Source organism: Olleya sp. UBA1516, from assembly GCF_002323495.1.
In the GTDB taxonomy this organism is placed as follows: Bacteria; Bacteroidota; Bacteroidia; order Flavobacteriales; family Flavobacteriaceae; genus Olleya.
This window is the reverse complement of sequence record NZ_DCQO01000011.1, coordinates 140,770-155,306: the sequence shown is the minus strand read 5'-3', so window position 1 is coordinate 155,306 and position 14,537 is coordinate 140,770. Positions and strand designations below refer to the sequence as shown.

Sequence of the window (14,537 nt, the reverse complement as noted above, 5' to 3'; positions counted from 1 at the left end):
TTTGCGTACGAAAGTGAATACGATTTGAGTACTAAAAATTAAACATCTAAAATTTACGACGCTAACTATACGCTTCTAGGATCTTTAAGTATTGCTAGCTTTTTACTCCAAACCACACTCATACTGTAAAAACCAAATCTATCTGTTATTTTTCCATAACATCTATAAACACCTAAACCGTTAACAGGAAACTGATTAACAACATCTGTAAAATGTACTGCATCAAAATAGGCTCCTTTTTGGTCAACAAATGTGCTAAGTCGCATTAGTTTGCCTTGTGACGTTTTGTTAAAACGTGTGGTCACTAAATTCCCGTAAATAAGCATGTTTTTGCCAATAAATTGATTCATTTGATCTGCAAAAAATCCATCATTCTTAGTTTCACTTATTAAATCAAAATAATTACATAACGGAAATCCAAGTAACTCCATTTGGTCATAAGCATTTTCAATCCAATTATTATCTAATTTGGGCAATGTAAATTGCTTATGATCTGTTTTAAATAATTTGGATTGTATGGTCTCTTTTTCTTTAGCGTTCAATTTAAAAATAGCTTCCCACAGTAATTTTACTTTAGATTTATTAGTAAACCTAAATGCATCAATTCTTATTAGAATGGTTAATTGTTCGATAGTAATCAAAATCCTATCGATAAAATCATCTAAAGATTTAAATGGACCATGTAATTGTCTTTCAGTTAAAATCCTATTAACAGTATAATCTTCTAAGTTTTTTAAATATCCAAATCCTAAATAAATAGATGTATTAATTAACCTGTTAGGATGATCACTTTTATTAATACAAGGCAAACAAATAGTTGCGCCTTGTTGCTTTGCTTCATGAAAATAATGTTCTGCGCTATAAAAACCTCCACCATTATTAAGTACAGCAGTCATAAACTCCAACGGGAAATAGCATTTTAAATACAAACTTTGATAACTTTCTACTGCGTAAGATGCCGAGTGTCCTTTTGCGAAAGCGTAACCAGCAAAACTTTTAATTTGATTCCAAACTTCAAAAATTAAGTTATCAGCATACCCTTTGTTTCTGCAATTAGCAATAAACTTTTCCTCGACTGCTTCAAATTCTTTTCTTGACCTAAACTTACCACTCATCCCTCGCCTAAGCACATCTGCTTCGCCTAAAGTTAAATCTGCAAACTGATTTGCCACTTTTAATACATCCTCTTGATATACCATTACACCATAGGTTTCTGGCATAATGTTATATAATATTGGATGTGCCTCTTTGCGTTTTTCTGGATGACGGTGTCTTTTAATAAACTCTTCTTTCATACCAGAACCCGATACGCCAGGTCTAATAATCGAGCTAGCTGCGACTAAACCTAAATAATCTTGAGTTTGTAATTGTTGCATCAAGCCACGCATAGCAGGTGACTCCACATAATAAGCACCAATTGCACCACCAGATTTTAATAAATTATTAATTTTGGGATCTTTTTTAAAAGCCTCCACATTTGTAATATCTATTGGTGGTAATTCTGGTCTATTTTGTGCAATAATTTCTAGTGCTTCTTTAATTTTTGCTAATCCACGTTGTCCTAAAATATCATATTTAAACACGCCAACATCTTCTGCAATAATCATATCAAATTGTACCGTAGAAAACCCTTTTGGAGGTAAATCTGTCGCAGAATAATAATGCACAGGCTTATCTAATATTAATATTCCTGCAGAATGCACGCTTAAATGATTTGGAAAACCTTCAATTAATTTACCATATTTTAAAACCAATTTTGAAATATCATCCAAATCAGAGACATCATAATTATTCTTACTAAGCTTATCTATTTCTTCTTTTGGCAAACCAAAAACCTTACCTAACTCTCTAACAACTGCTCTATATTTAAACGTATTGTAGGTTGCTAATAATGCGGTGTGCTTAAATCTTCTAAAAATATAATCTGTCACATCCTCACGATCCTTCCATGAAAAATCAATATCAAAATCTGGTGGAGATGCCCTGTATGGGTTTATAAAACGTTCAAAATACAAATCTAACTCGATTGGATCTACGTCTGTAATCCCAATAATATAAGCCACTATACTATTGGCACCACTACCACGTCCAACATGAAAATAACCTTTACTTTTAGCATAAGACACGATATCGTGATTGATAAGAAAAAAGGACACAAAATGCATGGATTTTATAGTCTCTAATTCGGTTTTTAAACGCGTAAACACTTTTGATGTTGGATTAGCATAGCGTTTTGGCAAACCTTGATCACATAATTTTTCTAGTAGTAAACAATCATTTTCAAACGAGTCTGTGTATAGTTTTTGATTTTGAGATTCTCTCTCATCACCAAAGTCAAAATTGATATCGCATTGCTTAATTAGTTTTTTTGTGTTTTCTATTATAAAAGGAAATTCAGCTAAAGCTGTATTTAATTCGTCCAAAGACAACATTTTATCCAATGGGTTACACTCTTCCGTTTTTTCAAGTTTACTTAATAATGTATTATTATCTATGGCTCTTAATAATCTGTGTGCATTAAAATCTTTTTTATCTCTAACGGTTACTGGTTGTAATAAAACAATTTTACTTTGTTGTTGTTTTATTTTTGAAAACCTAAGTTTACGCAAATCATTAATTGACACGCCTACAAACTCGTTTTTAGCAAAAGTATTTTTATTTTGCTGCAATACTTTTTCAAAAGGGTAGATTATGAAAGCATTATCAAATGCTGGTGCAATATCAGGTAGTTTTATTTTTTGTTCGGAATGCTTAGACAAAAATTGGTTTAAGGCTTTAAAACCTTCATTATTTTTTGCTAAGCCTACATAATTTTGCTGTGCTCCAACCCTAAAATCGATACCAATTATTGCTTTAATTTTGCGTTTTTTTGCGTGTCGTACAAAATTTAAACAAGCAGATGTATTGTTAATATCTGTCAACGCTACAGCATCCAAAGCGTTAGCTTGTGCTAAATCTAAAAGGTCGGTTTCAGAAAAAGTTCCAAAACGCAAGGAGTAATATGTGTGACAGTTTAAATACATTATTGGTTACGATGTGCTAATAAAATTGGTGGTTCGCCATTAAAAGGGTTATCAAATCTACCAATGGTTTTTGCTCCCATTGCAGACGCTCTCATGATGCTTAAGTCACCATATCTGTTTCTTATGGTATCCATAGCATTGTAAAGACTTAACATTTCTTCGGTATCATCAAAAAGGTCTATTTGATAACTTCCTGTTACTATATCACTAATTTTTACACCAACTAATCGGATTAATAATCTACGTTGGTATAGTTTTTCAAACAGCTCTAAAACCTTAGGAATTATAACATGGTCTGCACTAGAATATGATATTTTAATTTGTTTAGAATAGGTATTAAAATCTGAATATCTAATTTTTACACTTAGTGTTCCTGCTAGTTTATTACCCTTTCTTAATTGAAATGCTAAATTTTCTGCCATAGCAAAAATGGTGGTTCTAAGCTTGACCATGTCAATGGTATCTTTTCCAAAAGTACGCTCTGTAGACAGTGATTTACGCTCATAAAAAGGGACTAAAGGTGGATTATCAATACCATGTGCACGCTTCCAAATAGTACGTCCATTTTTGCCCAATGCGCTAATCATCATCTCTAGTGGCATTTGTTGGATGACGCTAATTTTATCCACTCCTAAACCTCTTAACACCTGATAGGTTTTTTCTCCTACAGATGGTATTTTACGAATGGATAATGGTGCCAAAAAATCTTTTTCAAAACCAGAATCTATCTGTAATTGGTTATTTGGTTTGGCTTCACCAGTTGCTACTTTAGATACAATTTTATTGGTAGACAATCCAAACGAAATGGGTAATCCAGAGTCTTTAATTATTTTTTGTCTAAGCTCTGACGCGTATTTATAACAGCCATAAAACTTATCCATTCCTGATAAATCTGCGTAAAACTCGTCCACACTTGCTTTTTCAAATACAGGTACTTTCTCTTTTATAATCTCTGTAACTTGATGCGAAAATTTTGTGTAAATCGAAGCATTTCCTCTAATTACTGTAGCTTCTGGACATAAGCGTCTAGCAACTTTCATGGACATACCAGAATGTATACCAAACACTCTAGTCTCATAACTACAAGCTGCCACTACGCCTCTATCTCCTGTACCTCCTACTAGTAAAGGTTTTTTTTGTAAACGACTATCTATTAGTCGCTCACATGAGACAAAAAAGGTGTCTAAATCTAGATGTAAAATATTATTTTGCATGCTACAAAATTAGCTACATATTTAAGTAGTTATTGCTTATATTTGTAGCATTATGAATTATATATCTAAAAACATAAAACATTTAAGAAATCTCAAAAAGCTATCTCAAGAGGGAATTGCCGAAGAGTTAAATGTTACCAGATCGCGAATTGGCTCTTACGAAGAGAACCGATCTGCACCTACATTAGAGTTTTTAATTTCGTTTTCAGATTACTTTAAAATACCTATAGATATTTTACTGCGCAACGACTTAACTAAAGCTAAAGATTTCTCTTTTATAGAGTTAAATAATCAACGTGTCCTATTTCCAATTACTGTTGATGATGATAATGAAAATTTAATTGAAGTCGTACCTGTTAAAGCTTCGGCTGGATATTTAGCAGGTTATGACGATCCTGAATATATTGAGCAACTTCAAAAAATAAAACTACCTTTTCTTCCTACAGGAAAACATCGTGCATTTCCTATAAAAGGAGACTCGATGTTACCAATGAAGGATGGCTCGTTTGTTATTGGTCGTTTTGTAGAAGATAGAAGCGAAATTAAAAGTGGCAGAACCTATGTTTTAGTTACTTTAAATGACGGTATGGTTTATAAACGTGTGTATAATAATATTGATTTAAACAACTCATTATTACTAATATCAGACAATAAAACCTATAATGACTATAGTGTACCAATTAATGAAGTATTAGAAATTTGGGAATTTACATGCAGTATTAATACACAAGAATACACACAAGAAGAGTTAAAAATTAGCAGTATTCTAGGTATGTTTAACGAGTTAGGTGTCGAATTAAAAGCTTTAGAGAAGTCTATAAAATGATATATACAATTATTGATGTTGAAACCAGTGGGTCTAAAAATAAGATTACTGAAATTTCAATTTTTAAATATGATGGTACACAGGTTATTGACGAGTTTACCTCTTTAGTTAATCCAGAGGTTTACATCCCAGATTTTATTACATCTTTAACAGGTATTGACAATGCTACTGTTGCAGATGCACCTACGTTTGCAGAAGTAGCAAATGCTATTTTAGCAATAACTGAAGGCACTACTTTTGTTGCACATAATGTTAACTTTGACTATAATGTTATTAGAAATGAATTTAAAGCTTTAGGTATTGAATTTAACAGAAAAAAACTATGCACAGTCCGCTTATCACGAAAGCTATTACCAGGTCATAAATCGTATAGCCTAGGAAAATTATGCAAGTCACTAAATATTAATATTGTAGACAGACACAGAGCAAGAGGTGACGCAGAGGCAACCGTAGTTTTATTTGAAATGCTACTTAATCAAGAAGAAACCGAAAAGGTGTTTGCTGAATTTTTAAAAAAATCGTCTAAAGAAGCCACATTACCTTCTCACTTACCGACCACTGTTTTTAATAATTTACCAAATTCAGCAGGTATTTACTATTTTAAAAATAAAAAAGGACAGATTATATATATTGGTAAAGCAAAAGACATTAAAAAACGTGTTTTAAGTCACTTTTACAGTAAAGCACAAAAGTCCTTAGACTTATGTCGCAACACTGCTGATATAGACTTTGAGTTATCAGGAAGCGAGATTATTGCTTTACTAATGGAAGACGCAGCAATCAAGCAGCACTATCCAGAATACAACGTCGTATCCAAACGCACTCCAAAAGCATATGCTATTTTTAGTTATGAAGACAGACAAGGCATCACGCATTTAGCATTTAACACACTAAAAGCTACACCAAATCCAATTGAAACGTTTTCTAATATTACAGACTGTAGACAATATTTAGAGCTACTCTGTACTAAGTTTTCGTTATGCCCTAAATTTTGTCATTTACAAGATGGTGTTGCACAATGTTCGCATTACAAAATAACAACCTGTAAAGGTGTTTGCGCAAACGAAGAAAGTGTAACTAACTACAATTTACGTGTAACCTCAGCAATTGATTACATTAATAACAACAAAGAAAACGTAGTATTAAAACAACAAGGAAGACATAGTCAAGAGGAAGCTTTTGTGCTAATTAAAAACAGTATATACTTGGGTTATGGCTTTATAGACAAGTCTGAACAAGTCAATAATCCAGAAGATCTAGAAACCTTTTTGATACCTCAAAAAGATAATCTAGATGTTTGGAAAATATTACGTACGGTTTTGAAGTAATAATAATTGAAACAAAAAATATCACCAAATACAGTGATTAAAAAAAGTTGAATTCCATTTATATTGCAGTCAATAATTAAGCTTTTATTTAATAAAAGCAAATAGTTAATATTAAACACTGACGTAAAGGATTACAACATATGGTTCCAATAGAAGAAGCTAATAAATACATTAAAAAACATCAAAAACCAGAAGTTGATCGTTTTGACTTTAGATTATTCTCTACACCTTATAGGATACTAGCTAAAATTTTAGGAGGTATTGAAAAAGACAAACGCATAAGATATAATGTCACAGATTTTATAGAGGCTTTTGACGATCCCATCACTGTTAATCCTTGGGCAAATCAGGAAGGCATGCGTTTAGGAATACAACTTTATGGAGTCGTACAAGCACCATATTTGTCTGCCATGTGGGATTTTATGAACACCCTTCCTTATCAAACAGATTACAAGCGTAAAGCTTTTAGATCTAAACCATCTAAAGATATTTTAATTAACAAACTAAATCATTTTACAAGGTTTTTACAGCATAGTCGTATGGGTTTTGGTGGACTATCGTTACAAGAACATTTTCAATATAGCGTGTATTATCCTAATGCAAACAGTATTTTTTTAGCTACTATTTTGCATAATGCAGGAACCATGTTTGACCCATTATTAGACGACATTATTCAAGCAGAGGATGAGATTGGTGGTGTTAGTGCAGATATTATAAAAGCGTTATTACTGTCTGAAAATGAAACCCATTGGGATATGGTTGCTAAACTATTACTTGCTGCTCAGCGTCAAGAAGGTTTGCGCCAAACCATTATAGAAGCCTTAGACCAATCTAGTCTTGGTGCGCTTAAATATATAATCAATAGTATTCTAAAAAATGATCTTACGCGCTTTAGCAGTGTTACCAGAGCTGTAAGCACTTGGTTTGGATTAAATTGGGAAACACCTAAAAAATCAGTGATTAATCGTGTGCTAGAGTTAGCACAATCTTTAATCCTAAATCTAAAATCAGTTGACACATTACTTAAAAGCAAAGATAACTTAGAAGTTTTAGTCGCATTATGGTCTATTGGTATTTTGGATGTAGATACTGCAAATCTTAAAGCTTTAGACATTGTTTTTGATTCTGAAGATAGAAACAAGAAAATTTTAGCCTTGTATTTTATCTGGACTACAGAAAAAACAAACGATGCATTAGTACCCTATTTTATACAACATTTGGGTAAAGATTACGCCTTAGACCATTGGATGGCTGTTAACTTACCCTCAACAACCTTAGATAATACTACTTTTGAAAAATTACTTAGCGTTGCAAAAAATGTTACAAAAAAAGCAACAACCTTTGAAAGCAAAATTTTCTCTTGGTGGTCTTTTACTCCTGGTCCAACATACTTTTTTCAGTTTTTAATTAATAGTGCCACAGAACAGCAATTAGAGCTAATGGCTACTGAATTTGAAGCGTTTCCTACTGAATATAGAGAATCTTATATACGCAAAGTATTTCCGAAACATTACAGTTATTCTTTTTACAATTATAAACAAAGCCAAGAAAATAAAGTACAATTAGATTATGATCAATATTCCTGGAAAAGAGCTTTAGCTAGAAAAGCTATTTACAACAGGAATGAGTTGGTCATGGCTACAGGCCTAAATATTTTTAGTAAAATGCACCTTTATGATGCCGATTTAGAGATTGCTGAAGATTTATTAAGACGAAAAAATAAAGGCTTACGTACAGCTTTAATACATTTAGTTATCAAACTACCTGTGGAACGTTTAAGACAAAGTACTAGCAATTTAATAACTTCAAAAAATGTAGATCAACGCATTGCAGGTTTAGAAATTTTGACGCTTTTACATGATGATAATAGACAACCTGATTTTATTAAAAAACATATTACCAACTACAATCAGCGTCCTAAAATTACTAAAAATGAACAAGTCTATTTAGATAAATTTTCTAAAAACACACAAGAGTATAATCTAAGTAATGGTTTTGGTGTTATAGATTATAATAACTTAACACCACTTTATCAACCACAAGTTCATTTTAAATCAAAAACAAATTTCTTTGATAAATTAGGTATTTCAACATCTAAATCTTCTGAATTTAAATTTAAAGAATTTATAGATTCTAATAAGATTATTACTCAGATTAACCATTTAATTAATTTAGTAACCTCCAACGGAAACTTTGAATATCAAATAGAAAGCTATCAAGGCGAAATTAGAACGCTATATATAGAAAAGGGACTATATGCCATAAAACGCTTAGATGACACAGCAACTCCAGAGGACCATTTACATAACATTCCGTTAGCTAATTTATGGATAGAATGGTATGAAAAAAGTCAACTTAATGATTTTGAATTGTATGCTGCAATACGTTATATCAATAACCGTAGTTATCCCTTCGGAAACTATAAAGCTTTAGAACCTTTTGTAAGACAATATTATCCAGATTTAAATGGATTAAATTTAGATGCTACTAAAAATTATTCGCAAAGATTAAATACATATAATACTATTTTAAAACGGTTATTTAGGGTTTACTCAGACACCAAAACCATTGGATCATTCAAGTTTTCAATTTTTGAGGATATGATTGCCAATTTTCCTGATAAATATAAACTTACATCATTTCAAGATAGTGACAAATATTATACAACTACTTACCATTGGACTACTGTTATACTGCCTTTAGTACCAAGTTTTAGTGTTAATTATCTAAATCAATTCTCTAATAAACAGCTATTAAAGTATTGGTGTCTTAATATGTATTTAATAGCTCAAAATATAGCTTATCCACATGACGCTACAGATATTAAAGTCATTACAGAAGCTAACACAAAACCACGTAATTTAGAATTTCCTGATATACAAATCACCTTAAATCTTTACAAAAAAGGCTTAATTAATGATGACGATTTATTGTTACAAGCCTTACACTCAAGAGAACTAATGACGGTTATTGATGGTGGCTTTAATTATAGGATGAATTACAAAAATGGCTTTGAACGCAACATGGTTGCTAAACACGTTTTTATGCCTTTAAAAACTAATTTATTAGAAACCGAATTAGAACGTGGCGATTTAACAACTCCTGCGACAACCTACATAAATTCCATCCATAAGGTTGAAGGTGTCGCTTATGTGTTTAGAATTTTAGAACGTCTAGGAAAAGACAATTTTGAGCGTGGTTACAGCTATTATGGTGATAGTAAAAAAACAATTTTTAGTAATCTATTAAAAAAGACAACCTTTAAAGACACAGAAAGCTATACGGATTTTGCAAGATTGGCTGACCAAGCAAAACTACCTAAAAAACGCTTGATAGAGCTTGCTTGCTACGCAACACAATGGGCTGAAGTCGTTGGCATATATCTAAACATTCAAAACTTAAACAATGCAGTTTGGTGGTTTCAAGCACACGCTTCGGATTATATGAATAGCGAAAAAGAAACCATTATCTCTCGCTATTCTAACATCCCTAAAAGCGATTTTGCATTAGGAGCTATAGATATAGATTGGTTTAATAAAGTTTATAAAACCCTAGGAAAAACCAACTGGAAACTGCTTCACGATGCAGCTAAATATATTTCTGATGGTAATGGACACCGACAAGTCAAACTATATTCTAGTGTCATGTTAGGCGAAGTAAAAATCACAGAAACACTTAAAAAAATTAAAGACAAACGTGATAAAGATTACGTGCGCGCATTAGGATTAATTCCGCTAAGCAAAACTATTCCTGAAAAAGATTTACTAAAACGTTATAACTTACTTCAAGATTTTTTAAAAGAAAGCAAACAATTTGGTGCACAACGTCAAGAAAGCGAAGCAGCAGCAGTAACCATAGCATTAGACAATCTATCCCGAAATGCTGGGTATCAAGATCGTGTCCGATTTAGTTGGGCAATGGAAGCTAAAGCCACAAAAGCTATTATGGAACAAGCGGTTGTCACTATTGATGATACAGTAATCCAGCTATTAATTACCAATATTGGTAAAGCCACAATTAAAGTATCTAAAGCAGATAAAGTCTTAAAAAACATTCCTGCAAAACTGCGTAAAGACAAACAAGTTATTGCTTTAAAAGACAATAAAACATACTTATCTAAACAATACAGTCGTACACGTTTATCGTTAGAAAATGCAATGGTTAATCAGGACCAATTTACAGCACTTGAGATTAGTAATATGATGCAACATCCTATAGTAAAAGCGATGTTAACTAAATTAGTACTAATTGTCCCAGAGAAAAAAATCACAGGGTTTTACAATAATGGTAGCCTGACAGACGCGACCGGAACGCAACATACTTTAGCAGAAGACGACGTATTACTTATTGCTCACGCCTGGCATTTATACCAAGCAGTACAATGGGACCTTTATCAAGAATACTTATTTGCAGCGCGTATCACACAACCATTTAAGCAAGTGTTTAGAGAACTGTATGTTATGACTGCAGATGAGCGTGAACATAGTAACCGATCAGAACGCTATCAAGGTCACCAGATACAACCTAAAAAAACCGTAGCACTTTTAAGAAGTCGTGGTTGGACTGTAAGCATGGAAGATGGTTTACAAAAAGTATATCACAAACATGGGTTTATTGCCACAATGTACGCTATGGCAGACTGGTACTCGCCTTCAGATGCCGAAGCACCAACTCTGGAAGACATCTGTTTTCAATCCATAGATAACTACAACCGTATTCCGTTAACAGAAATTCCGGAGGTCATCTTCAGCGAAGTCATGCGTGATATTGACCTAGTTGTAAGCGTCGCTCATGTTGGTGGTGTGGATCCAGAAGCCAGTCATAGTACCATGCAAATGCGTGCTGCTTTAGCTTTGGCTTCTGCAAAACTATTCAAACTAAAAAACATTACAGTAAAACAGCGTCATATCTTTATCAAAGGGACTTTGGGTGACTATAGCATCCATTTAGGAAGCGGACAAGTCAGCAAAAACGGACTGTCACTATCCATAATTCCAGTACATAGTCAACATAGAGGACGTTTATTTTTACCGTTTGTTGACGACGACCCAAAATCTGCCGAAATTGTTTCTAAAATGAAATTACTGTCCGAGGATAATACCATCCAAGATCCAACTATTTTAGCACAAATAAATAGCTAACTTTAAATTATTAGGGCGTTACCTCGCTTAGGCGAGGTCAGGCTTTCTGTTGCAAGTCCTCGTGCTATCGCACTGTGGGCTTTCCACGACAATCCTTAACGCAAAAAAATCAGCATAAAATGATATTCACGTTACAATTAAAAAGATTAGGCAAAAAAAAAGTAAAGGAAGTCCCTTTTACTTTAAATCAAACGCCAAAAAACTTAGAAGCATTACTAATTGCATGTGTTAAAAACCAAGTCGATACCTTTAACACAAAACGTACTGCAGTAAATGTCATTGGTTTTTTAACACCTACTCAAATTGAAGAACAAGCACATAGCGGTAAAATAGATTTTGGAGACATAAGCAACACTAATTTAGCCAACCAACAACAAGCTATAAATAATGTACTACTGGCATTTAAAGACGGGTTATTTGTTGTTTTTGTAGATGACAATGAAATAACTGACTTACAAACACCTTTACAATTATCCTCTGACAGCGTCATAGCTTTTATAAGATTAACATTTTTAGTTGGTACTTATTGGTAGCATTTGTTTTTGATGTAGATGTTACGTTTTCAAAACTAAAATCAAGACTGTTTTTTTTTAGCTTTCATAATACATAAACACCTAATTTTGCAAAAAAACAATTAGTACTATACTTTAGCATTTATTCAGGCCAATGATTAAAATTATAAAAGCAACTCCCGAAGACTCAAAGCTTATTGCAACTTTAGGCCAACAGACCTTTAGAGAGTCTCATGGACACAGTGCGCCAAAGGAAGATATTGACCGATTTATTTTAAACACCTATAATACAGACGCTATTTTTAAAGAGTTTGAAAACAAAAAAGCAGTATACCATTTACTATATTATGATAACCAATTGGCTGGATTTTCTAAAATACAATTAGAAATGCCTAACGCTAATTTAAGTGATAAAAACATTACTAAATTAGACCGAATTTATCTTTTAGATGCTTTTCAAGGTAAACAGTTAGGTGTAACATTATTGGATTTTAATATCGCACTATCAAAGCAACATAACCAAAACGGATTGTGGCTTGTGGTTTGGGTAGAAAATAAAAAGGCCATTCAGTTTTACAACAAAAAGGGATTTAAAATAGTTGGAGCTTATGATTTTAATATTTCAAAAACACATAGCAACCCTAATCACGTTATGTTTTTAGAGTATTAAGACCCTATTTTTAAACTATATTTAAAAGGTGTTTACAAGCGTATTCACCTTTTTTTATGCTCAAAAAGTAAACCATTAAATCTATAAATGGCTGAATCCCGTGATATAAAAAACACTGTTGGATTATAAATTTGTAGTAAATAATTAAACAAATAGTATTATGAGCAAAGCCATTCATGGAAAAGAAAATCCTCAAGAAGCAGTTAAAAAAATCATTGCGCAAACAAAGCAAAGTGATCAAAAAATCTATCCTATTTTAAAACCTGGATCTTGGGTTGGTCTTAAAGCTGGTGCTTTAAATTCTAATTTAATAAACTCTGAAAACGGACCAAAAGTTGTTATTGGTTACGGTATAGATACGCCTGATAATTTTGTGTTTTTAACAAAAAAACATTTAGAGACAATGGATGGCCAACAAATTACACAACAAGCGTTTCAAAACTTAGAAAATTACAACACTGTGTTTGAATATTCTGAAACATTTGACAACAAAGTGGTTACCTCTAGTGGTAATGATTTTTCTAGCGAAAGAATCTTATCCGTTTCACATATGTTAAAAGCACATGAGTTGTTAGAAGCAGATGAGTTGTTGGTGTCATTGGCTAGGCGTACGTGTATGATGGCTATTTCTAGAAATGCAGATCAACAGCTGCTAAATAAATTTGTATACCTACATGAATACACCTGGAATGATGATAGCTTTGGAAATGCAGCTATCTCTGACATATTATTTATTGTGAAAGAAGGACGCATTACTGGACATATCCCATTATCTGAATAAAATAATTAACACCAAGTATTTACTGTTATTTAAACCTGATTAACAGTAAATACTTTTTTACAACTTAAAATTAAAAGATTTGAAATATTTAGACTTTAGCATAAATGGAAGAGTGCAAAATTTAATGGTTGATGTATTTGATGCCATAAGTAAATCCAACGCACCTCAACTTAAAATCAACGAGATTTTAGAAACCAGAAGTATCTTTGAGTTAGTTTTTGAAATTGTTAATTCTACAGGATTTTACAGTCAAGATGAAAATTTTAACTTGATTAAAGCCTTAAATATTGATACAGATAATAATGATTTTGAAGATGCTTTATATGCAACTTGGATTACAATGGGTAATAATTTAAATACATCAAAAACACAAGAAGAATTTAATGCTAAGTTTGCTTTATTTGTGCCTATTATCCTAAAAAAAATGGAAGCTATTAACCGTATTGCTGTTTAAATTATTCCTTATAAAATTTTAAAAATGAAGTAATAAATTAATTTACTTTTTAAACTAAAACTTAAAAAAAAGACCAATTACAAATCTGTAATTGGTCTTTTTTTTTAAAGCTTAAACTTGTTTTTTACTTAGGACTTAATTTATTAAGAATACGCCTTAATTAATTTATTTAAAGTCCATTTAGTTTTAAACAGACTACCATCATCATGACGAAAAATGTACAAAGTTTTACTATCATGTCTATCTATAAACAACAAATCTCCTTCTGTGTTACTACCAATAGTAATACTGCTTGACAACATTAACATAGACCAGTGTTTTCCTTTTTGATCATACATAGTTGGTCCCAAAATGGTTTTTAAAGTCTTTACATAAGCTTTTAAAGCACGTGCTTCGCTAACTTCTAGACCATCTATATTAGTTATTGCAATCATTTTTTCAAAACTATACAGCGTAAATGCTTCGTCTTGAATAGTGACTACTCTTGGTTGTACTGCAATAAATGCATTGTAGTTTTTATTAAATAAGTCGCTTGCTTTTTCTCTGGTTTCTATAATTAAATCTGTTTCCATTTGGTTTATTTTAAAT

At 32.1% G+C, this 14,537-nt stretch carries 10 protein-coding genes; 7 read left to right on the top strand and 3 right to left on the bottom strand.

The features are described from left to right. Positions 1-65 precede the first annotated feature (65 nt). Both B2989_RS07530 and B2989_RS07525 read right to left on the bottom strand, forming a co-directional pair. Positions 66-3,023 carry a DNA polymerase III subunit alpha gene (locus B2989_RS07530; RefSeq protein WP_292946734.1) on the bottom strand — a complete coding sequence of 986 codons (2,958 nt, stop codon included), beginning with the start codon at positions 3,021-3,023 and terminating at the stop codon, positions 66-68. After that, the gene (locus tag B2989_RS07525; protein WP_292946731.1) at positions 3,023-4,237 is read right to left on the bottom strand and encodes a DNA polymerase Y family protein; all 1,215 of its coding nucleotides are present in this window, start codon (positions 4,235-4,237) and stop codon (positions 3,023-3,025) included. The genes B2989_RS07530 and B2989_RS07525 overlap by 1 nt, the downstream gene beginning before the upstream one ends. A gap of 52 nt (positions 4,238-4,289) precedes the next feature. On the opposite strand from B2989_RS07525, the gene B2989_RS07520 reads away from it, so the two are divergent. From B2989_RS07520 to B2989_RS07490, 7 genes are all read left to right on the top strand, one after another. Further along, positions 4,290-5,063 (top strand): XRE family transcriptional regulator, encoded by a 774-nt coding sequence (locus tag B2989_RS07520; protein ID WP_292946728.1) that lies wholly within the window; start codon positions 4,290-4,292, stop codon positions 5,061-5,063. Continuing rightward, positions 5,060-6,391 carry an exonuclease domain-containing protein gene (locus B2989_RS07515; RefSeq protein ID WP_292946725.1) on the top strand — a complete coding sequence of 444 codons (1,332 nt, stop codon included), beginning with the start codon at positions 5,060-5,062 and terminating at the stop codon, positions 6,389-6,391. Before B2989_RS07520 ends, B2989_RS07515 begins: the two co-directional genes overlap by 4 nt. A gap of 140 nt (positions 6,392-6,531) precedes the next feature. Further along, positions 6,532-11,532, top strand: a complete 5,001-nt coding sequence (locus B2989_RS07510; RefSeq protein WP_292946722.1) for a DUF4132 domain-containing protein — start codon at positions 6,532-6,534, stop codon at positions 11,530-11,532. 119 nt (positions 11,533-11,651) lie between these two features. Next, positions 11,652-12,065, top strand: a complete 414-nt coding sequence (locus tag B2989_RS07505) for a hypothetical protein (protein ID WP_292946719.1) — start codon at positions 11,652-11,654, stop codon at positions 12,063-12,065. Positions 12,066-12,198: 133 nt separating this feature from the next. Then, complete coding sequence (locus B2989_RS07500) at positions 12,199-12,714, top strand: GNAT family N-acetyltransferase (protein ID WP_292946716.1); 516 nt, start codon at positions 12,199-12,201, stop codon at positions 12,712-12,714. A gap of 160 nt (positions 12,715-12,874) precedes the next feature. Continuing rightward, positions 12,875-13,495 carry a hypothetical protein gene (locus B2989_RS07495; RefSeq protein ID WP_292946713.1) on the top strand — a complete coding sequence of 207 codons (621 nt, stop codon included), beginning with the start codon at positions 12,875-12,877 and terminating at the stop codon, positions 13,493-13,495. A gap of 79 nt (positions 13,496-13,574) precedes the next feature. Beyond that, the gene (locus B2989_RS07490) at positions 13,575-13,949 is read left to right on the top strand and encodes a hypothetical protein (RefSeq protein WP_292946710.1); all 375 of its coding nucleotides are present in this window, start codon (positions 13,575-13,577) and stop codon (positions 13,947-13,949) included. Positions 13,950-14,092: 143 nt separating this feature from the next. On the opposite strand, the gene B2989_RS07485 is transcribed toward B2989_RS07490, so the two are convergent. Further along, positions 14,093-14,521, bottom strand: coding sequence for a hypothetical protein (locus B2989_RS07485; RefSeq protein ID WP_292946707.1), 429 nt, complete (start codon positions 14,519-14,521; stop codon positions 14,093-14,095). Positions 14,522-14,537: the final 16 nt, after the last annotated feature.